The following is a 21,277-nucleotide window of genomic DNA, read 5'->3' on the forward strand; positions in this document are numbered from 1 at the left end:
GGCCGTTGCTGCACAGTGCGCCTGCCCATGACGCGCGCGAAGTGCGGGCGGCGCGGCGCGCGGGGGCGGACCTGCTCTTCCTCTCGCCGCTCTGTCCGACCCGGTCCCATCCCGGCGCCCGCGCGCTCGGCCGGGTGCGCTTTGCAGCGCTGGCGCGGCAGGGGGACATGCCGGTCATGGCGCTCGGCGGCGTCCGCCCTGCGCATCGGCGCGGCCTGTCCGGTCTTGGCGCGCGGGGTTGGGGGGCGATCGACGGGCTGACGGATTCCTGACGGGGCGGGGCGGCCAAAAGACAGAATCTTGCACCCGAACGCGATTTCGCATTGCATTGCAGCAGGGCGTGGCGTTTGATCCGCTGATGCTCAAGGCCGCGCTCCATCATCTGACATCCTATCGCTACAACCACCCGATCCGTTTGGGGCCACAGGTGATCCGGCTGCGGCCCGCGCCGCACAGCCGGACCAAGGTGCCCAATTATGCGCTGAAGATCGAACCGGCGGGCCATTTCCTCAACTGGCAGCAGGATCCGCACGGCAACTGGCTCGCGCGGGTCGTCTTCCCCGATCCGGTCGATCATTTCTCGATCGAGGTCGATCTGCTCGCCGATCTCGACATCATCAACCCCTTTGACTTCTTCGTCGAACCTTATGCGGAGGATTATCCCTTCGCCTATGACGAGGCGCTCAGGACCGACCTCGCCGCCTATTTCGATATCGAGGATCAGGGGCCGCTGTTCGACGCGATGGTCGCCGAATATGACGGGCATCGGAACCGCACGGTCGACTTTCTGGTCGAAGTGAACCGGCGGCTGCAACAGCGCGTGGGCTATGTCATCCGCATGGAAACCGGCGTGCAGTCCCCGGAGGAAACGCTGGAGATCGGCACCGGATCGTGCCGCGATTCCGCCTGGCTGCTGGTGCAATTGCTGCGGCGGCTGGGCTTTGCCGCGCGCTTCGTGTCGGGCTATTCGATCCAGCTCGTCGCCGATGTGGAGCCGCTGGATGGCCCCAGGGGCGTGACCCAGGACGTGGTCGACCTGCACGCCTGGGCAGAGGCCTATGTGCCGGGCGCGGGCTGGGTGGCGCTGGACGCGACCAGCGGCATGTTCGCGGGCGAAGGGCATATTCCGCTCTGCGCCACGCCCCATTATCGCTCCGCCGCTCCGATCAGCGGCATGGCCGAACCGGCCGAGGTCGATTTCCATTTCGAGATGGACGTCAGCCGCATTGCCGAGGCGGTGCGCATCACCAAGCCCTTCACCGACGCCCGCTGGGACGCGCTGATGGCGCTGGGCGCGAAGGTCGACGGCGATCTCGACGCGCAGGATGTGCGCCTGACCATCGGCGGTGAACCGACCTTCGTGGCGGAGGATGGGGGCGAAGCCGGGGAGTGGAATGGCGACGCGGTCGGCCCGACCAAGGCTGGCTATGCTGATCGGCTGATCCGCAAATTGCGCGCCGAATTCGCGCCGGGCGGCCTGCTGCACCATGGCCAGGGCAAATGGTATCCGGGCGAAAGCCTGCCGCGCTGGGCCTATGCCGTCTATTGGCGCCAGGACGGCGTGCCGCTGTGGCGGGACGAGGGGCTGATCGCGACCGATGACGCGCCTGCGGGCGCGCGCAGCGTCACCGCCCAGGATGCCCAGGCCTTTCTCGCCGCGATGGCCGGCAATATGGGCTTTTCCGCCGACTATACCCATCCCGTCTATGAAGATCCGGCGGTCTGGGCGGTCAAGGAAGCCGACCTGCCGGTCAACGCCTCGCCCGATGATCCCAAGATCAGTGACCCCGAAGCGCGGGCGCGGATGGTCAAGACCTTCGAGCGCGGGCTGGACCAGCCGGTCGGCTATGTGCTGCCGGTCCAGCGCTGGCAGCAAAAGGTGGAGACGCCGCGCTGGCAGAGCGAAATCTGGCAGTTGCGGCGTGGCAAGCTGTTCGCGGTGCCCGGCGATTCGGCGCTCGGCTATCGCCTGCCGCTGGGATCGCTGCCCCATGTGCCCGAATCCGACTATCCCTATATCCACCCGCGCGACACCAGCGAGCCGCGCGGGCCGCTCGCCGATTATCGCGCGCAGGTGAGCGAGGCGGCCACGCGGGAGGAAGCGCAGCGGGTCCAGCGCGTGGGCGATGCCGAAGGCGGCGCCGCGCCGCAGGAACGGGTCGAGCAGGTGATGATCGAGGGCGCGGTGCGCACCGCCGTCACGGTCGAACCGCATGGCCATTATCTGTCGATATTCCTGCCCCCGGTGGAGGCGCTGGAAGATTATCTCGAACTGATCGCGCAGGTCGAGATAGTGGCCGAGGCGACTCGCATTCCGGTGCGGATAGAGGGCTATGCCCCGCCGTCCGACCCGCGGCTCCAGGTGATGAAGGCGACCCCCGACCCCGGCGTGATCGAGGTCAATGTCCAGCCCGCGGCCAGCTGGGACGAGACGGTGGCGATTACCGAGCGGCTCTATGCCGCCGCGCGCGAATGTCAGTTGACCGCCGACAAATTCATGGTCGATGGCCGCTCGATCGGCACCGGCGGCGGCAATCATATCGTCCTGGGCGGGCCGACCCTCAATGATTCGCCCTTCATCCGGCGGCCCGATCTGCTCAAGAGCTTCGTGCTCTACTGGCAGCGGCATCCCGCCCTTTCCTATCTCTTTTCCGGCCTGTTCATCGGCCCGACCAGCCAGGCGCCCCGCATCGACGAAGCCCGGCATGACGGGCTGTACGAACTGGAGATCGCGCTGGCGCAGGTGCCCGATCCGATTGCCGAGGGGGAGGATAAGCTGCCGCCGCCCTGGCTGGTCGACCGGCTGTTCCGCAACCTGCTGGTCGATGTGACCGGCAATACCCACCGCACCGAAATCTGCATCGACAAGATGTTCTCGCCCGACGGGCCGACCGGCCGCCTTGGCCTGCTGGAGTTTCGCGGGTTCGAAATGCCGCCCGAATCGCGCATGAGCCTGGCCCAGCAATTGCTGCTGCGCGCGCTCACCGCCTGGTTCTGGCGTCAGCCGCAGCAGGGCGGGTTCGTGCGTTGGGGCACGGCCCTGCACGACCGTTTCATGCTGCCCCATTTCGTCTGGGCCGATTTCCTGGAGGTGCTGGGTGATCTGCGCGGCGCGGGTTATGATTTCGACCCCAACTGGTTCGAGGCGCAGCGCCAGTTCCGCTTCCCGGCCCATGGCGCGGTCGATGCGGGCGGCGTCGGTCTGGAAATCACCCATGCGCTCGAACCCTGGAACGTGCTGGGCGAAACCGGCGCGATCGGCGGCACGGTGCGCTATGTCGACAGTTCGACCGAGCGGTTGCAGGTTCACGCCTCCGGGCTGGTCGCGGGCCGCCACGTCGTCGCGTGCAACGGGCGGCGCGTGCCGATGACGCCGACCGCCGTGCCGGGCGAGGCGGTGGGCGGCGTGCGGTACAAGGCGTGGGCGCCCTCCAACTGTCTGCATCCCCGATTGCCGGTCAATGCGCCGCTGACCTTCGACATATTCGACAGTTGGAGCGGGCGATCGCTGGGCGGCTGCGTCTATCATGTCGCGCATCCGGGCGGGCGCAACTACGACACGCTGCCGGTCAATGCCTATGAAGCGGAATCGCGGCGCAAGGCGCGGTTCCAGGATCATGGCCATACCCCCGGCCCGGTCGAAATGCCGCCCGCCGAAATGCCCGGCGAATTTCCGATGACGCTCGATTTGCGGTTCCGGCATCCGGTGGTGTGACCATGGCTGCGCCTCACCCTCGTCCGTCCCCACCGGCCATGCCGATCGGCCCCCGCCTCTCTCCCGTCGGGAGAGGGCGATTTCGGACGTGATGGGGTGGACAGCGACACCCGACTGGACTGGGCGGACGCTTATCTGGCCGCCGCGCCGACCGGCGACCTGTTCGCCGGTGCCGCGCCCGACATGGCGGGGCATTGGCGCGCGATGCTGGCGCGGCTTGCGACCCAGGCGACGGACGACCCGGCGACCCTGGCCGATCATGTCGCCCGGCAGGCGGCGGACCTGGGCCTCGCCTTTCGCCTGACCGGCGATGAACAGGAACGGGCCTGGCCGCTGGGGCCGGTGCCGTTGCTGATCGGGGCGGCCGAATGGAGCCATATCGAACGCGGCCTGACCCAGCGTGCGCAATTGCTGGAGCGGGTGGTCGCCGACATCTACTCCACCCAGTCGCTGGTGCGCGAAGGCAAGCTGCCCGCCAGCGTCGTCACCGGCAGCCCCCATTATTGGCGGGTGATGACCGACACGCCGCCACCCAACAGCCATTTCCTGCATTTCTACGCCGCCGACATCGGCCGCGGCCCCAATGGCGAATGGCGGGTGTTGTCCGATCGGGTGAGGACGCCCGTGGGCGTGGGCTATGCGCTGGAAAACCGGCTGGCGCTCTCGCGCGCCACCGGCGACTTGCTGAGCGCGATGAATACGCGCCGCCTGGCGCCCTTCTTCGCGGAGCTGCGCCGGGGGCTGGCCGCCGACTGTGCGCGATCGGACCCGCGCATCGGCCTGCTGACGCCGGGACGGTTCAACCAGAGCTATGCCGAACAGGCGCATCTCGCCCGCTATCTGGGCCTGTTGCTGGTCGAGGGAGATGATCTGATCGTATCGGACGGACGGCTGTTCGTGCGGACGATCCAGGGGCTGAAGCGCGTCGATGGCCTGTGGCGCTGGATGGACAGCCGCTTCCTCGACCCGCTGGCGTTCGACGGCGGCTCGCGCATCGGCGTGGCGGACCTGTATGACGCCTGCGCGCGGGGCGGGCTGATGGTCAGCAACTGGCCGGGCGCGGGCGTGATCGAATCGCGCGCCTTTGGCGCCTTCCTGCCGCAACTGGCCAGGGCGATGCTGGGGTCGGACCTGATCCTGCCCAATATCGCCACCTGGTGGTGCGGCCAGCCGCGCGAGCGCGACCATGTGCGTGCGCGCCTCGACCAGCTGGTGGTCGGGTCCGCCTTCGACCAGCCGGTCGCCGGCTTGCCGGATGCGCAGTTCCTGCCCGGCGCATCGCTTGATGGGGTACAGCGCACGGCGCTGCTCGACGCGATGGCGCGGCGTCCGATGGACTATGTGGGGCAGGAAATCGTCAAATTATCCACCACGCCTGCGGTGATCGACGGGCGGCTCGCGCCCTTGCCCTTCACCCTGCGGGTCTTCGTCGCGCGTGACGGTTCGGGCCAGTGGCGGGCGATGCCGGGCGCCTTTGCGCGGCTGGCCGGTCATGGCGACATTCGCGCCGCGCTGATGGGACGGGGCGACATGTCGGCGGACATGTGCGTGATCGACGGCAAGCCGGTGCCGCCCGACAGCCTGCTGGGCGGCCGCGCGCCCGCCATCAGGCGCATCGGGGGCATGTTGCCGGCCAAGGCGGCGGACAATCTCTTCTGGCTGGGTCGCTATATCGAACGGGCGGAAATGACGCTGCGACTGATCCGCGCCATCGCCGGCGGGTCGATCGAGGCCGACCTTGGCCCCTCGCTCGCTAGTCCCACCATGACGCGGCTGGTCGCGCTGCTGGCGCAATGGGGCGCCGTGCCGGGCAGCGGCGCGGCGGTCGGTCCGCTGTGCGCCACCGCGCTGGGCGATAGCCGCCAGCCCGGCAGCGTGCGCGCGCTGATGGGCGTGGTCGCCAATATCGGCGAGGGATTGCGCGATCGGCTGGCGAGCGATTTCTGGCGGCTGGTGCGCCTGCCCTTCCCCCGGTTCGACGGCGCGGTGACGGAGACTCTGCTGGAAGCGTCATCGCGCATGATCGACCGGATTTCCGCGCTGGCCGGACTGGCGGCCGAAAATATGGGGCGCGGCGACGGCTGGCGCTTCCACGACATGGGCCGGAGGATGGAGCGGGCGATCAATGGCTGTCGCCTCATCAGCCTGTTCGGCGGCGATCAGGCGTCGGACGATGACCTGACCGTGCTGCTCGACCTGATGGACAGTCAGATCAGCTATCGCACCCGCTATCTGACCGGCCCGGCCTTGCCGCCGGTGCGCGACCTGCTGGCGCTGGAGCCGTTCAATCCGCGCGCCATCGCCTGGCAGGCCGCGCGCCTTGCCGAGCATATCGCCGTCCTGCCGACGCTGCGCGCGGATGGAATGCCGGAGGAACCGCGCCGACACGCCGACGCGCTGGTCGCGCGGCTCGCGCCGCTGACCGGCGACATGTTGACCATGGCCGACATCGCCGACGCCGAAAGCCGGTTGCTCGGTCTCTCCGACGCCATCGGCCAGCGTTATTTCCTTCAGGTCCACAAGACCGAAAGCGCGGACATTCTCGCATGATCTATCATGTCCGCCACCGGACCATCCTCCATTATGCGACGCCGGTGCGGCTGGCCCGCTTCAACCTGCGGCTGAAGCCCGCGCCCTGGCCGGGGCAGTGGACGTCCGACTTCGCGCTGGATGTCGATCCGACGCCCACCATCGTGGAATCGCGTCCGGGCGGCTGGCCGGTCAATGTCGCCCGGCTGGTGATCGAAAGCCCGATCCGCCGGCTGACGATCGAAAGCCGCTTTCGCGCCGGGGTGCAGGGCGGCACGATCGCCCCGCAGGCCGACGATCCGGCGATCGGCGCGGTGGCGCGGGCGGCGCTGCTCGACCGGGACGTGGGGCCGGCCGCCCCGGCCCAATATCTCTACGCCTCCGCCCGCACGCCGATGCTGGCGCCGATCGGCCAATGGGTGGGGCAGGGGCTGGACCCCGACCGGCCGATCGTTGCCGCCGCGCTGGCACTGGCGCTGCGCATCCGCGCCGAATTCGCCTATCAGCCCGGCGTCACCGACGCGGAAACCCCGGTCGCCGACGCCTTCGCCGCGCGCCACGGCGTGTGCCAGGATTTCGCCCATATGATGGTCGTCGCGCTGCGGCTCGCGGGCCTGCCCGCCGCTTATGTCAGCGGCTATCTGCGCACCCTGCCGCCGCCGGGGATGCCCCGGCTGGTCGGCGCGGACGCCATGCACGCCTGGGTGATGCTGTGGTGCGGGCCGACGCGCGGCTGGATCGGCTTTGATCCCACCAATGGCTGCATCACCGGCGACGGGCATGTGTTCGTCGCCATGGGCCGCGACTATGCCGATGTCGCGCCGATGGATGGCTTGTTCGTCGGCGGCGCGGGCCAGAGCCTGTCGGTAATGGTCGACGTTGCCCCCGAAGAGGAACCGGCGCTCAGTTGACCCGCGCGAACAGCAGCGGCATCCCCGTGCGCGGGCGGATGGTGAGGCGGCTGATCGGTTCGGGCTTGAAGCCGGGCGGCACGCTCAGCGTGAAGCGGCGCACTACCGACGCGATCACGGTCATCACCTCCTGCTGCGCGAACCCCGCGCCGACGCATACGCGCGGACCCCGGCCAAAGGGGAACCACGCCTGTTTCGCCATTTCCGCATTGGCCGGATCATCGAACCGGTCGGGGTCGAAGGCGTGGGGACAGGCCCAATTATCCTTGTTGCGCTGGGTCAGCCAGGGCGCGACCACCAGCATCGCGCCGGGCTCCAGATGCTTGTCGCGCATGTCCATCGGGCAAGTAACCTCGCGCGGCAGGAAGGAGACCGGCGGATAGAGGCGCAATGTCTCGCGAAAGATATTGCGCACCTGGCCCATTTCCTTGAGCATCGCGCCGGTCAGCGGTTCGTTGCCCGCCAAGCCCGCGACTTCGGCGCGGACCCGGTCCTGGATATGGGGGCATTCGGCCAGCATATAGAGCGCCCAGCTCATGGTGCTGGCCGATGTTTCATGCCCGGCCAGGAAGATGGTGGATACCTGCTCCATCACCTGGTTGCAGGTGAAGGGCGCGCCGGTGTCGGGATGCTTCGCCTCGATCAGCGACTGGAGGATGTCGCGCGGCCCCGCTTCGCCCCGCGCATGATAATCCTCGTATCGCGCCTCGACGATCGGCCGGAACACGTCGTGGATGGCGCGGGCCGGGCCTTTCGACCGCCGCTCGAACCAGCCGGCCGGCACGCCGTAGAGGCGCAGCATCGAAGCGGAATGCGCCAGCCGCTGAAACCGGCCAAAGGCGGTGTGGATGATGTTGGAGCGCGCCGCGTCGAGCGTCTGGGAAAAAAGCGTGCGAAAGATGATGTCGGCCGCGACATGGGTCATCATCGGGTCGATATCCACGGGCTTGCCCGCATCGGCCGCATCGATCCGGGCGAGCAGGTCGTCGGCCGCCGCCACCATCAGCGGCATGGAGCGGTGCAGCGCGGTGTGGGCGAAAGCGGGGTTCACCATCGCGCGCTGGCTTTCCCAGTCCGCGCCATTGGCCGAAAAGACCGAATTGCCGATCAGCGGATCGAGGTTGCGGACCAGTTCGCTATGCTTGGGAAAGGCGGTGCCGCCGCGCAGGATCTTGTCCACCAGCGGCAATTCATTGGCGATATACATGGTGCGGCCGGGCAGGCGGATCTCGCCCATCTTCATCGTATAGCTTTTGTCGAAAAGCACATGGATCCAGCTGTGCCAGCCCGACAGGAATCGTTTGAAAAGGCCGCGCTTGCTCCTGGGCGGGCGGGGATAGGGCGGGGTGAAGATCGGGTCGGTCACGGGATCATCCTGAAGGCGGCGATGGCTTCGTCCACGGTGCGGCGTCCGGCGGTCAGGCTGATCAGATCCATCGGCGACAGCCGGTCGCCCACGCGCAGATAGTCGAAATGCGCCTCATATTTGTTCGACCATCCGCCATGATAATTTTCCGGCTCATAAAAGAGATGGAAGCGCGGCGATAGCATCTCGACCCGGGCGGCATGGTGATCGGCGACAAGGCGGAACGGATTGACGTTATAATAGGCCGCGCCGTCGGGCGGCGAGCTGATGTCGACATAGCGGAAATGCTGGTCGGACAGCGCGCGCAGGTCATCCTGATACCAGGCGGCGTCGCGCCGCAGGCCGATGACCGGCACCACCTGCCCCAGCCCCAGCATCGTGAAATGACCGGGCAACGCGCCGCCGCGCAGCGCGAGCAGGCGGCGCATCAGCCGCATCCCCAGGATCGTGCCGGCGCTGTGCGTGACCAGTTGCACCTCGTCCCAGTCGCCGTCCAGTTCCTGCGCGATGCGGGCGGCGAACTGGTCCAGCCTTGCGTCCAGGTCGGGGCCGGGGCCATCGGCGGCCAGCGCATGATGATAGGTCATGAAGCGCAGCAGCCAGGGCACGACCAGCTTTGCAAGGATGCGGCCCGACAACAGCGCGCTCAGCGCCACGCCGGCCAGCGCCGCCGCCCAGAACGGGATCAGCAGCGCGAGCAGCAGCGCAGGCGCCAGCGCCAGCAGCAGCGGTATCAGCACCGCCAGCACGGGCGGATAGAGGATGGTGATGACCGGCCCCTTGCGCAAACGGCGCATCCGGCCGAAATCCATGTGCCGGACATGGCCGGCATAGGCGCGCGCCGCGCGCAGGGCGAGGCTCAGCGGATTACGAATCCACACCTTGCCGACCAGATCCTCCCAGCGCAGATATTCATAGTCGGTTTCCACCCCCGCCTGCGGGTTCGCCACCGTCCACGCCGCCGACACCGACGCGCCCGCCGGTCCTGCGCGCCGCGCGCTGACATCGACGGCTTGTCCGGTCAACACGCCATGACGCGCCGCCTGCTCGCGATAGAGCTGATGGTAGAAACGGACGCCGCGCGGATCGAAACCGCCGAGGTAGAAGACTTTGCGCTTGAACTTTTCCAACACCGCCGCCCTAATCGGGGCATGAGCACGCCCGAACGCGACTACTGCTATTTCATCGACCACCGGAAATACAACCGCAATGTCGGTTGCCGGAAGCATGACAATATGTACGGCATCAACGGCGGGGGCGGCGAACGCGACCGCTGGCGCGCCGACATGGCCTTTTACCGCCATATGAAGGCCAATGGCGATCCGATGGCGCTGCCCTCGCTGCTCGCCTGTCTGGCCTTCGGCTGGTTTTGCTGGAATTATCATCCCGGCAAGGGGCTGTGGCGCGGGCAATTGTTGCGGCGCTTCGCAAAAGCGCCCAAATGAGCGACATGACAGACGCAAAGCATGTGACGGTCGGGCCGGTGACGATCGGCAACGACCTGCCCTTCGTCCTGATTTCCGGCCCCTGCCAGATCGAAAGCCGCGACCATGCGCTGTTCATGGCCGACGCGCTGGCGCAGGCGGCGGGCAAAGCGGGCGTGCCCTTCATCTTCAAGAGCAGCTTCGACAAGGCGAACCGGACCTCGGTATCGGGCCGGCGCGGCGTCGGCATCGACGCTGGGTTGGCGATCCTTGCCGACGTGAAGGCGGCGCTGGGTTGCCCGGTCCTCACCGACATTCATGGCCCCGAACAGGTGATGGCCGCGGCGCAGGCGGTGGACATCCTCCAGATCCCGGCCTTTCTGTGCCGCCAGACCGACCTGCTGCTGGCCGCCGGCCGCATCGGCGCGGTCGTCAACGTCAAGAAGGGCCAGTTTCTCGCCCCCTGGGACATGGCGGCGGTGGCGCAGAAGGTCGCGTCCACCGGCAATGAGCGGATATTGCTGACCGAACGCGGAGCGAGCTTCGGCTATAATACATTGGTCAGCGACATGCGCGCGCTGCCGGTCATGGCGCAGACCGGTTATCCGGTGGTGTTCGACGCCACCCATTCGGTGCAGCAGCCCGGCGGCCTTGGCTCCGCATCGGGCGGCCAGCGCGAATATGCGCCGCTGCTGGCGCGCAGCGCGGTCGCGGCGGGCGTCGCGGCAATCTTTGCCGAAGCCCATGACGATCCCGACAACGCACCGTCCGATGGCCCGGTCATGTTGCCGCTCGACTGGGTCGGCCCCATGCTGGAGAAACTCAAGGCGATCGACGCGGTCATCAAAAGCTGATCGTCCGACATATAGTTAGTTAGCCAACTAATTATATGTCGGATGTCGCACAGGTGTCGCTTTCGGTGTCGCGATAGGCGTGCGCATCAGGGCCGCGTCTGCCCCGTGCCGCGCACGATCCATTTATAGGTGGTCAGCCCTTCCAGTGCGACCGGCCCGCGCGCATGGAGCCGCCCGGTCGAAATGCCGATTTCCGCGCCCAGCCCGAATTCGCCGCCATCGGCGAACTGGGTGGAGGCGTTCCACATCACGATCGCGCTGTCCACGGCGTTCAGGAAATGCTCGGCCACCGTCTCGTCCTGCGTGATGATCGCGTCGGTATGGTGGCTGGCATGGGCGGCGATATGGCCGATCGCATCCTCGACGCCATCGACCATCCTCACCGACACGATGGCGTCGAGATATTCGGTGTCCCAATCCGCGTCCGCCGCCGCTTTCACCCGGCCGTCCATCGCCTGCACCGCCGCATCGCCGCGCACCTCGCATTGCGCGTCGAGCAATGCCCGCACCAGCGCGGGCGCCTGGCCGAATGCGCGGTCGATCAGCACCGTCTCGGTCGATCCGCAAATGCCGGTGCGGCGCATCTTGGCGTTGACCACCAGCGCCTGCGCCATGGCCGGATCGGCCGCGCCGTCGACATAGCTGTGGTTGATGCCGTCCAGATGGGCGAGCACCGGAACGCGCGCTTCGTCCTGCACCCGCGCGACCAGGCTCTTGCCGCCGCGCGGTACGATCAGGTCGATGAACTCGGCCGCCCGCAGCAGCGCGCCCACCGCCGCGCGGTCGGTGGTGGGGACCAGTTGCACCGCATCGGCGGGCAGGCCGGCGGCGACGATCCCCTCCACCATGGCGGCGTGGATGGCGCGGTTGCTTTCCTTCGCCTCGCTGCCGCCGCGCAGGATGACGGCATTGCCCGCGCGCAGGCACAGGGCGGCGGCGTCGGCGGTCACATTGGGGCGGCTTTCATAGATGATGCCGATCACCCCCAGCGGCACGCGCACGCGCGACAATTCCAGCCCGTTGGGGCGGACATGACGGTCGATCACGCTGCCCAGCGGATTGTCGAGGCCGGCGACCTGCTCCACGCCGGCGGCGGCCCCGGCGACCCGGCCCTCGTCCAGCTTCAGCCGGTCCAGCATCGCGGGCGACAGGCCGGCGGCGCGCGCATTGTCCATGTCGCGGGCGTTGGCGGCGATGATCGCCGGCGCCTGGTCCCGCAGCGCCTGCGCGGCGCGGCGCAGCGCGTCGGCCTTTTGCGCGTCGCTCGCCTGCGCGACGATCGCGGCGGCGCGGCGGGCCCGCGCGCCCATCGTCGCGATCAGCATTTCGGGGGTCTGGGTCAGGTCGTTCATCCGGGGTCTCGCCATCGATCGGGCGGCGACTTAGCATGAAAGCGGGGGCGATCAGCATTTCGGGGGTCTGGGTCAGGTCGTTCATCCGGGGTCTCGCCATCGATCGGGCGGCGACTTAGCATGAAAGCGGGGGAAGCCAAAGGCCCGAGCCAAGGCCGGCGGCCGAACCATGGGTCGCATATGATCCGGCCGCCGGCAGACAGCGATGCTGTCTCCCTCGAATCGCTACTCCAATGGCTCAGGGGCCGCATACCCCATGGGGGGTAAAGGCAAAGATTCGGCTTCAAGCCATGGCAGGGAGCGTGCGCGACTCAATGGCTCAGCAGGCCCACCAGGCGCACCAGTTGCGATTCCCGGCCGCAACCGGTCTTGTCATAGATGCTGCGCAACTGCACCTTGAGCGTTTCGATCGTCACGCCGCGCGCGGCGGCGATCTCCTTTCGGCTTTGTCCCCCGGCCAGCCGGACGGCGATGTCGGCTTCCGCCGGGGTCAGGCGAAAGGCGCGGACCAGCATCTGCGCGTGACGATCGGTCGGCGTTCCCATGCGGGCGATGATGATGCCGCGCGGCGCGAAAGGCAGCGCCCAGGCGCGCGCGGGCAGCGGATAACATTCCAGCAGGACGGCGACGCCGCCGTCCCGGTCGGCCAGCACCACCGGGTCCGCCGCGCGGCCCGGCGGGTCGACCACCATCCGCACCGCCCGCGTCAGGGCGCGGCTTTCATCGGCCCGCTCACAGGCCAGCCAGCCGTCATTCAGGCGAAACCGGCCGGTCGACAGCAGCGCCTCCGCCGCCGGGGTCATGCCGCCGATCCGGCCGGTCGCGTCCACCAGCCAGCAGGCGCGATCCATCGCCTCGAACGTGCCGGCCAGCAGCGCGAAACCCTGTTGCTCGATCGCCTGCTGCAGGCGCACGGCGGCGCGGGCATGGCCGGCGATCTGCGCGAACTGGTCGCGCTGCTCCTGGGTGGTGCGGCCATCCTTGCTGTCGCGCAGCAGGGCGAGGCCGATCATCCCGTTCCGGCCGGCCATCAGGCGGGTCTGGCACCCGTCGAAAATGTCGAAATCGGCGCACAGGTCGAGATAGTCGTCAGCGCGCAGGCTTTGCCGGGCGATGTCATAATGGGCTTCGTGGACGATGTCCGGGCGGTCTGGAAGGCGATCGGCGGCGACGCGGAAATTGAGGTCGGGCGCGCCCAGGTCCATCACGGCGGTTTTCGCCACGATGCTGTCGTCGATCTCGCTGATCCAGTTGAATGCGGCGGCGCCGGGGCCGAACCCGATCAACTGGCCATGACGCGAACCGGTCGCTTCCGCCATCATCCTGATCGCATCGCCCCAACGATGCGGTTCCAGCGCGGCGGCGAGAAATCTGTCCGCCCACTGCGCGCCTGTCGTGGCGGTCGATGCCATCCTGTTACCCCAATTCCCCTCCTTTTCGTCACCCAAGCGCCGGATGAAGTCAATTGAGAAGCGGGTTCAGATGGTTAATGCGTCTGCAGAGTTGATCTGGATCGGCGGTTTTCAGGCGGCCTTGGCCAGCGCCTCGTCCCTCACCGCGCAGATCATGCGGCAGGGCGGAATGTTGCGCCATTCGAGTCGGTCGTTGACCGTCCCGAACAACGGCGCGAGCAAACGCAGCACATAGCGCGAATATTGATAGATCAGGAACTGCCCGCCCGGCCGCAGCGCCGCGCGCGTCTCGGCGCAGATCGCCGCGCCCACGCCGTCCGGCAGGGTCGAGAAGGGAATGCCCGAAAGGATATAATCGGCCTGGTGATGCCCCGCCTCCCGGATGAAGCGGCGCACGTCGGCGGCTGAACCATGGACGACCCGCAGCCGCGGATCATCCACCCGCGCCTCCAGCCAGGCGACGAAGTCGAGATTGAGGTCGATCGCCAGCAGCGTCGCGTCCGGGTGCATCCGTTCCAGGATGGAGCGGGTGAAGGTGCCCACCCCCGGACCATATTCGACGAACAGCCGGGTGCGCTTCCAGTCGACCTGGTCGAGCATCGCATCGACCAGCGCCTGCGATGACGGGATGACCGAACCGATCATGCCGGGATGCTTCACGAACTGGCGGAAGAAGATGCTCCACTGGCTGAGGAAGGAGCCACCCTTGGTACGCCGCGAACCGCTATTCTTCTTGTCCTTGAAAGGAAGGGACGCCATCAATAACCGCCTGTCTGTCTCATCGTTTGGGCGTCGCAAAATTGGAGTCCGCTGGCAAGCGGCTTTGCGGGCCATGAGGCGGGAAACGCGCGGACGACGGATGGGTTCAATCCGCCGTCCACGGCCGGGTCAGCGTTCGCGCGGGCGCAACATGCCGGGCGACACGAAACCGATCGGGTCGATCTGCATGGCGCTTTGCTTCAACGTCGCCTGCATCTGTTCATATTCCCGCTCCATTTCCGGGGTTACGGACGCGCGGGTTTCCTCCAGCGCCGCTTCGAAATGGGCCATGGTGACCGCCTTGACGTTCAGCGATTCGCGCAGCGCGATCAGGCCCGCCCGGCGCGAAAGATCCTCCAGGTCCGCGCCGGAAAAGCGCTCGGTCCGCGCCGCCAGCTTGTCCAGATCGACGTCATCGCCCAGCGGCATCTTCCCGGTGTGGATGGCCAGGATGCGGCGGCGCCCCGCTTCTTCGGGCACCGGCACATAGATCAGCTCGTCGAAGCGGCCGGGCCGCAGCAACGCCGGATCGACCAGGTTCGGCCGGTTGGTGGCGCCGATCACGACGACCGATTGCAGCTCCTCCAGCCCGTCCATTTCGGCAAGGATGGTGTTGACCACCCGCTCCGTCACCGCCGGCTCGCCCAGTCCGCCGCCGCGCGCGGGGACCAGGCTGTCCAGTTCGTCGATGAAGATGACGGTCGGGGCCACCTGCCGCGCACGGGCGAACAGGCGGGCGATCTGCTGCTCGCTCTCGCCATACCATTTGGACAGGAGGTCGCTCGACTTGGTGGCGATGAAATTGGCCTCCGCCTCGCGCGCCACCGCCTTGGCCAGCAGCGTCTTGCCTGTGCCCGGCGGTCCGTAGAGCAGGAAGCCCTTGGCCGGGCGGATACCGATGCGGCGAAAGGCGTCGGGGTCTTTCAGCGGCAGCTCGACGCCTTCCTTCAGGCGCATCTGGGCGTCGTCCAGCCCGCCGATATCGGACCAGCCGATATTGGGCGCCTGCACCATCACCTCGCGCATGGCCGAGGGCTGGACACGCTTGATCGCGGACATGAAATCCTCGCGCGTGACCGACAATTCCTCCAGCACGTCGGGCGGGATCGTCCCTTCCTCCAGATTGAGCCGGGGCATGAAGCGGCGCACCGTCTCGATCGCCGCCTCCCGCGTCAGCGCGGCGATGTCAGCGCCGACGAAACCATAGGTCATGCGGGCAAGTTCGCCCAGTTCGACCCGGTCGCCCAGCGGCATCCCGCGCGTGTGGATGCCCAATATCTCGCGCCGGCCGCGTTCGTCGGGAACGCCGACGACGATCTCGCGGTCGAAACGGCCGGGCCGTCGCAGCGCCTCGTCGATCGCTTCCGGCCGGTTGGTCGCGGCGATGACGACCAGGTTGGTGCGCGGCTCCAGCCCGTCCATCAGCGTCAGCAACTGGGCGACGAGGCGCTTTTCGGTCTCGCCGGTCACATTGCCGCGCTTGGGCGCGATCGAATCGATTTCGTCGATGAACAGGATGGACGGCGAAGCCTTGGCCGCTTCCTCGAAAATCTCGCGCAGCTTCTTTTCCGACTCGCCATAGGCTGAACCCATGATCTCGGGGCCGTTGATCAGGAAGAATTCGGCCTGCGATTCATTGGCGACGGCGCGGGCGAGCCGGGTCTTGCCGGTGCCCGGCGGGCCATGGAGCAGCACGCCCTTTGGCGGGTCCACGCCCAGCCGCTCGAACAATTCGGGATAGCGCAGCGGCAGTTCGACCATCTCGCGCAGCTGGTCGATCGTTTCGGCCATGCCGCCGACATCGTCATAGGTGACGTCGGCGCGCCGGGATTCGCGCGGTTCCTCATATTCGGCGCGCAATTCCACTTCGGTCTCGGCGTCGATATGGACGATGCCCTTGGGCGTGGTGGACACGACGACCAGGCGGATTTCCTGCAAGGCATAGGCCGGCGCGGCCAGCATCTGGCGCAATTGGGGCGGCATGTCGGCGGGCGGCACCTGCTGTTGCCCGGCGGTCGCGACGATGTCGCCGGCGGCAAGCGGCCGCTGGAAGAAAACACGTTTCAGCGCTTCGGGATTGCCCTGCAACCGCAGGTTATTTTGTGCGGGTGCGAACACGACCCGCTGGGCCGGGCGGGATTCGACCTTGCTGATCTGGACGAAGTCGCCCGACCCCACGCCGGCATTGGCGCGCTGAAGCCCGTCGAGGCGCAGCACGTCGAGCCCTTCATCCTCCTTATAGGGGCGCACCACCCGCGCGGGCGTGTTGCGCTTGCCGACGATCTCGATGATGTCGCCCTCGCTCAGGAGCAGCTCCGCCATGACTGTGAGAGGCAGGCGCGCAAGGCCGCGCCCCGCATCTTCCGGTCGCGCATTGGCCACCTGAATTTTCCGTCCGCTTCCTTCCTGATCGGCCACCTGGCTGCTCCGTCCTTCTCGTTCCGTAACGAGATAGGGAACGCAAAGGTCGATGGAAAGACCCTGTCGCGACGATGAGCGGCGACAAAAAAAGGGCCGGCCAAATGGCCAGCCCGGAAAGTTTTAGGAGAGGATGCCTGAAAGGCGCTTTCTATGTGCGCTGCGGTGTGAGATATTGCAAGTGCGAAATAACGGTGGGAGTTGCAGAATTTGCATCTTGCCATTTTTCGCTTTTTCCTGCTCATTATGCAGAGGATGCTTGGAACCGGGATGCGCGCCGTTCGATAAACAGAATTGACGCGGCGCAGCGGATCGGCTTCGGACTAGTGACAAGATTATGCGCAGATTGCCGCCCCTTACGGCCCTGGAGGCCTTTGTTCAGGTTGCCCGCCTTGGCTCGGTCAAGGCGGCTGCGGAGGAGCTTGCCCTCTCGACGCCTGCGCTCAGCCGCCGCGTCCAGGCGCTGGAACGCTTCATCGGCCGGCCCTTGTTCGATCGCAAGCATCAGGCGCTGGAGATCAACAGCGATGGCCAGCGCCTGCTCGACGACATCGCGCCGGCGCTGGATTCGCTCAGCCAGGCGCTGGAGAATATCCAGAGCGGAGGCAACCAGCTGCGGCTGCGGCTGGCGGTGATGCCGCTATTCGCCACGCAGCGTCTCTTTCCTCATCTCGGCCGGCTGCGTCAGCAGCATCCCCAGCTGCATATCGACATCGAAACCACGCCCCATGCGGTGGCCCGGCTTGGCGAAGGGCTGGATGCGGCGATCGTTTTGGCCAAGGACATCGACCCCGCGCTCTATGCCCATCAGCTTGACCATGAACAGGTTTACCTGATCGGCCGGCGGCAATTGCTCGACGGGCCGCACGCGCTCAATTCGCCCGAGGAACTGGCGCAGCAGACGATATTGCTCCACCGCGACATGGCCTTGTCGTTCGACGCCTGGAAGGACGCGGCGGGCCTGCCCGATCTTCAGCCGCTGGCGATCGACAATTACGACTCGGGCCAGCTCATGCTCGAAGCGGCGGCGCAGGGACTGGGCGTGGCGGTGATGCACGCCAGCCATTATGAACAGGCGGGCGACCCGCGGCTGGTGCGGCTGTTCCCGATCCATGTCGACAGTCCCTATCGCTATTTCTTCGTCTGCCGTCCTCGCGCGCTCCAGACCCGGTCGGTCCGCATCTTCCGCGACTGGCTGGTGGGCGCCGACATCTGATTGCGGGCGGTCGCGATTCTTTGCGCACACGCCCTTAACCTTGATATTGCGCTGCCGTTATGAAGGGCATGACCGGGGCACATTCTTCATCCGCGAACCCGCAGCATGGGTTGACCGATCGTCTGGCGCGCTGGGCCAAGGGCCTGTCGGGCAAAGGCGATGATCCCCATGCGGAGGAGGCGCATCGGCCGCGGGCTGGCGCTGCCTCCAACCGGGAAATCAACCGCCGGCGACAGCTTTACACCGACATCGGCGACTTTCTGTTCGCCCATGACCTGGACCTGACGCCGATCAATTTCAGCGTCGCGCTCGATTATCTGACCGGCGCGAACATCGGCGTGGAAAAGGCGATCCGCGCGGTCATGATGGAACGCGGCAGGATCACCAACGGGTGGATGGAATCGCTGGCGGCCGACCAGCGCGCGGATGAGGTGACGCCTGAATCGCTTGCGTCGATGCTGGACAAGGTCGAAGAAAATCTGGACCAGTTCACCGGCCTGATGCATGAATCGCGCAATTCGGCCAAGGATTATGGCGCCGCCTTGCAGGAACAGGCAAAGGATCTGGCCGGCGGCGGCGACAGCGAACCGGTGCTGGCGCGGCTGGTCGGGCTGACGCGATCGATGGTGGAAAAGACCCGCCAGGTCGAAACCCAGTTGCGCGAAAATCAGAAGCAGACCCAGGCGCTCAAATCCAGCCTGGAAAGCGCGCGCCGCGCGGCCGAACATGACCATCTGACCGGCCTGCCCAATCGCCGCGCCTTCGAAACCGTGCTGCGCGACGAACTGGCATTGGCCCAGGCGGAGCAGGAATCGCTGTCGGTCGCCTTTTGCGACATCGATCATTTCAAGGTCATCAACGACACCCATGGCCATGACACGGGCGATCGGGTGCTGAAATTCATTGCCGGGCTGCTGGCGAAAGTGTCCGACGACCGTTGCCATGTGGCGCGGCATGGCGGCGAGGAGTTCGTCATGCTGTTTCGCGGCAAGACCGCCGCCGAAACCTGCGAGGCGGTCGATGGCGTGCGCGAGGATCTGGCCAGCCGCAGCCTCGTCAACCGCACCAATGGCGAGCGGATGGACCGGGTGAGCTTTTCCGCCGGCGTCGCCAATGTGCTGGCCTATGAAGACCCCCGCGCGGCGCTCAAGGCGGCCGACCGGGCGCTCTATCTGGCCAAGGAACATGGGCGCAACCGCGTCTACCTGGCGGCGGAAACCGACTAAGGGCTTCTTCGGGCTGTCGACGCCCGCTGTTTGACGGCACCTGTTTGGCGCCCCCCTGTTTGACGAATGCGCAACATTCTTCGACCAACGACATTGCCGCGCGGCCGCATCGCTTGACCGATGCGACGAAACGGTCGATCCCGCGTTCATCCGGCGCGAGATATCGTCTCATCGCGCCCTCAAGACGTGTCGGAGTCTGAAACCCCATGACCTTTGCCAAAATCCTGCCGCTGCTGATCGCAGCCGCCCCGCTCGCCCTTGCGACCCCTGCCCTGGCGCAGGCCGCCGCGCCCGCCGGTCCGGCCGCGGGCATCACCACCCAATTGCCGCGCGGCGCGGTGCCCAGCCATTATGCGATCGAGGTGACGCCCGACGCGGCGAACCTCACATTCACCGGCAAGGTGACGATCGACGTGACCGTGAGCGAGGCGCTGCCCGCGCTGGTGCTCAACGCGGCCGACCTGACCATCGGCGCGGTCACGCTGACGCCGGGCGCCGGGGCAAAGGGCGGCAAGGCGATGAAGGGCACGGCCAAGGTGGATGCCGATGCCCAGACCGTCACGCTCGATTTCGGCAAGCCGCTCAGCCCCGGCCGCTACCAGCTCGCCATCGCCTATGCCGGCGTCATCAATACGCAGGCGAATGGCCTGTTCGCGCTCGACTATACCGACAATGCCGGTGCGGCGAAGCGCGCCCTCTTCACCCAGTTCGAAGCGCCCGACGCGCGCCGTTTCGTGCCGAGCTGGGACGAGCCGAGCTACAAGGCGACATTTGATTTGAGCGCCGTCATTCCCACGGGCCTGATGGCGGTCGGCAACATGCCGGTCAAATCGACGGCGGACATGGGCGGCGGCAAGACCCGCGTGACGTTCGGCACCTCGCCCAAAATGTCCTCCTACCTGCTGTTCTTTGGCCTGGGCGAACTCGATCGCGCGACCAAGATGGCGGGCAATACCGAAGTCGGCGTCATCACCGGCAAGGGCAATACCGGCAAGGCGCAGCTGGCGCTCGATGCGTCGGCGGCGATCCTGCCCTGGTATAACGACTATTTCGGCACCCCCTTCCCGCTCCCCAAGCTCGACAATGTCGCCGGGCCGGGCCAGAGCCAGTTTTTCAGCGCGATGGAAAATTGGGGCGCGATCTTCACCTTCGAACGCGCGCTGCTGGTCGACCCGCGCTTCACGTCGGAAGCGACCAAGCGCCGCATCTACGAAACCGTCGCGCATGAAATGGCGCATCAATGGTTCGGCGACCTCGTCACCATGGCCTGGTGGGACGATCTGTGGCTGAACGAAGGCTTCGCCAGCTGGATGGCGACCAAGGTGACCGACAAGCTGCAACCCGATTGGGAAATGCTGCTCACCCGCGTCGACGGGCGCGAGGCGGCGATGAGCCTCGACTCGCTCGCCACCACGCACCCGGTCGTGCAGAAGATCACCACCGTCGATCAGGTGAACCAGGCGTTCGACGCCATCACCTATCAGAAAGGCGAGGCGGTCATCACCATGCTGGAAGGCTTTGCCGGCGAGGATGCGTGGAAGACGGGCATCCAATCCTATATGAAGGCCCATGCCTATGGGAACACCGTGACCGACGATCTGTGGAAGGCGGTCGAGGGCGCGGGTGCGAAGGGGCTGGTCGGCATCGCGCATGACTTCACCAGCCAGCCGGGCATCCCGCTGGTCAAGGTGGAAAGCGCGCAATGCCATGGCGGATCGACCGTCCTGACGCTCAGCCAGGGCGAATTCAGCCGCGACAACAAGGACAAGGCGCCGCTGCGCTGGAACGTGCCCGTCATGGCGCAGACCATCGGCGGCGCGCCGCAGCGGCTGATCCTTCAGGGCAAGGGGCAGATGACCGTGCCGGGCTGCGGCGCCTATGTCGTCAATGCCGGCCAGACGGGCTATTATCGCTCGCTCTATCCGCAGGACAATGTGAAGGCGCTGGCGAAGGACTTCACGAAGCTTGCCAGCATCGACCAGACCGGCCTGCTCGCCGATAATTTCCAGCTCGGCCTGGGCGGCTATCAGCCGATCGGCCTTGCGCTCGACCTGGTCGATGCGGTGCCGGCGAGCGCCAGCCCCGCCGTGCTGGC

Annotated in this window: 15 protein-coding genes; 9 read left to right on the plus strand and 6 right to left on the minus strand. The window is 66.9% G+C overall.

Features of this window, described 5'->3' with window-relative positions; translation table 11 throughout:
* The 4 genes from C100_RS45345 to C100_RS45360 form a co-directional block, all read left to right on the plus strand.
* Positions 1-272: thiamine phosphate synthase (locus C100_RS45345; protein ID WP_024021812.1), on the plus strand; the 272-nt coding region annotated here is incomplete at its 5' end.
* A gap of 86 nt (positions 273-358) precedes the next feature.
* A complete protein-coding gene (locus C100_RS45350) occupies positions 359-3,715 on the plus strand; it encodes a transglutaminase family protein (protein ID WP_031310267.1) in 3,357 nt (1,118 codons plus the stop codon).
* 183 nt (positions 3,716-3,898) lie between these two features.
* Complete coding sequence (locus tag C100_RS45355; RefSeq protein ID WP_442800334.1) at positions 3,899-6,265, plus strand: circularly permuted type 2 ATP-grasp protein; 2,367 nt, start codon at positions 3,899-3,901, stop codon at positions 6,263-6,265.
* Positions 6,262-7,155: a transglutaminase family protein gene (locus tag C100_RS45360; RefSeq protein ID WP_024021815.1), complete on the plus strand. Its 894-nt coding sequence runs from the start codon at positions 6,262-6,264 to the stop codon at positions 7,153-7,155. The genes C100_RS45355 and C100_RS45360 overlap by 4 nt, the downstream gene beginning before the upstream one ends.
* On the opposite strand, the gene C100_RS45365 is transcribed toward C100_RS45360, so the two are convergent.
* Both C100_RS45365 and C100_RS45370 read right to left on the minus strand, forming a co-directional pair.
* A complete protein-coding gene (locus C100_RS45365) occupies positions 7,148-8,521 on the minus strand; it encodes a cytochrome P450 (RefSeq protein ID WP_024021816.1) in 1,374 nt (457 codons plus the stop codon). The genes C100_RS45360 and C100_RS45365 overlap by 8 nt on opposite strands.
* Entirely contained in the window at positions 8,518-9,651 is a 1,134-nt protein-coding gene (locus C100_RS45370) for a hypothetical protein (RefSeq protein ID WP_024021817.1), read from the minus strand. The genes C100_RS45365 and C100_RS45370 overlap by 4 nt, the downstream gene beginning before the upstream one ends.
* A 21-nt stretch (positions 9,652-9,672) precedes the next feature.
* On the opposite strand from C100_RS45370, the gene C100_RS45375 reads away from it, so the two are divergent.
* Both C100_RS45375 and kdsA read left to right on the plus strand, forming a co-directional pair.
* Positions 9,673-9,966 (plus strand): hypothetical protein, encoded by a 294-nt coding sequence (locus C100_RS45375; protein WP_024021818.1) that lies wholly within the window; start codon positions 9,673-9,675, stop codon positions 9,964-9,966.
* 5 nt (positions 9,967-9,971) lie between these two features.
* A complete protein-coding gene (gene kdsA / locus C100_RS45380; protein WP_031310269.1) occupies positions 9,972-10,799 on the plus strand; it encodes a 3-deoxy-8-phosphooctulonate synthase in 828 nt (275 codons plus the stop codon).
* Between the two features lie 86 nt (positions 10,800-10,885).
* Here the strand turns inward: kdsA and C100_RS45385 are convergent, their stop codons facing one another.
* The 4 genes from C100_RS45385 to C100_RS45400 all read right to left on the minus strand — a co-directional run bounded on the left by C100_RS45385 (position 10,886) and on the right by C100_RS45400 (position 16,740).
* Positions 10,886-12,151, minus strand: a complete 1,266-nt coding sequence (locus tag C100_RS45385; RefSeq protein WP_024021820.1) for a glutamate-5-semialdehyde dehydrogenase — start codon at positions 12,149-12,151, stop codon at positions 10,886-10,888.
* Positions 12,152-12,462: 311 nt separating this feature from the next.
* Positions 12,463-13,563 (minus strand): helix-turn-helix transcriptional regulator, encoded by a 1,101-nt coding sequence (locus C100_RS45390; protein ID WP_024021821.1) that lies wholly within the window; start codon positions 13,561-13,563, stop codon positions 12,463-12,465.
* A gap of 111 nt (positions 13,564-13,674) precedes the next feature.
* The gene (locus C100_RS45395; protein ID WP_024021822.1) at positions 13,675-14,322 is read right to left on the minus strand and encodes a class I SAM-dependent methyltransferase; all 648 of its coding nucleotides are present in this window, start codon (positions 14,320-14,322) and stop codon (positions 13,675-13,677) included.
* A 129-nt stretch (positions 14,323-14,451) separates the two neighbouring features.
* On the minus strand, positions 14,452-16,740 hold the full coding sequence (locus C100_RS45400; RefSeq protein ID WP_024021823.1) for a CDC48 family AAA ATPase: 2,289 nt from the start codon (positions 16,738-16,740) through the stop codon (positions 14,452-14,454).
* A 337-nt stretch (positions 16,741-17,077) separates the two neighbouring features.
* Here C100_RS45400 and C100_RS45405 point away from each other — a divergent pair, with 337 nt between their 5' ends.
* The 3 genes from C100_RS45405 to C100_RS45415 form a co-directional block, all read left to right on the plus strand.
* Positions 17,078-17,956 carry a LysR substrate-binding domain-containing protein gene (locus tag C100_RS45405; RefSeq protein WP_024021824.1) on the plus strand — a complete coding sequence of 293 codons (879 nt, stop codon included), beginning with the start codon at positions 17,078-17,080 and terminating at the stop codon, positions 17,954-17,956.
* Between the two features lie 68 nt (positions 17,957-18,024).
* Positions 18,025-19,182, plus strand: a complete 1,158-nt coding sequence (locus C100_RS45410) for a GGDEF domain-containing protein (protein ID WP_031310270.1) — start codon at positions 18,025-18,027, stop codon at positions 19,180-19,182.
* A gap of 206 nt (positions 19,183-19,388) precedes the next feature.
* Positions 19,389-21,277: M1 family metallopeptidase (locus C100_RS45415; protein ID WP_024021826.1), on the plus strand; the 1,889-nt coding region annotated here is incomplete at its 3' end.

This window comes from Sphingobium sp. C100 (assembly GCF_000508185.1).
Classification (GTDB): Bacteria; Pseudomonadota; Alphaproteobacteria; order Sphingomonadales; family Sphingomonadaceae; genus Sphingobium.

Coding starts and splice junctions, on each gene's coding strand:
- C100_RS45350 (WP_031310267.1), top strand. CDS start 359: ATGCTCAAGGCCGCGCTCCATCATCTGACATCCTATCGCTACAACCAC.
- C100_RS45355 (WP_442800334.1), top strand. CDS start 3,899: ATGGCGGGGCATTGGCGCGCGATGCTGGCGCGGCTTGCGACCCAGGCG.
- C100_RS45360 (WP_024021815.1), top strand. CDS start 6,262: ATGATCTATCATGTCCGCCACCGGACCATCCTCCATTATGCGACGCCG.
- C100_RS45375 (WP_024021818.1), top strand. CDS start 9,673: ATGAGCACGCCCGAACGCGACTACTGCTATTTCATCGACCACCGGAAA.
- kdsA (WP_031310269.1), top strand. CDS start 9,972: ATGACAGACGCAAAGCATGTGACGGTCGGGCCGGTGACGATCGGCAAC.
- C100_RS45385 (WP_024021820.1), bottom strand. CDS start 12,151: ATGAACGACCTGACCCAGACCCCCGAAATGCTGATCGCGACGATGGGC.
- C100_RS45390 (WP_024021821.1), bottom strand. CDS start 13,563: ATGGCATCGACCGCCACGACAGGCGCGCAGTGGGCGGACAGATTTCTC.
- C100_RS45395 (WP_024021822.1), bottom strand. CDS start 14,322: ATGGCGTCCCTTCCTTTCAAGGACAAGAAGAATAGCGGTTCGCGGCGT.
- C100_RS45405 (WP_024021824.1), top strand. CDS start 17,078: ATGCGCAGATTGCCGCCCCTTACGGCCCTGGAGGCCTTTGTTCAGGTT.
- C100_RS45410 (WP_031310270.1), top strand. CDS start 18,025: ATGACCGGGGCACATTCTTCATCCGCGAACCCGCAGCATGGGTTGACC.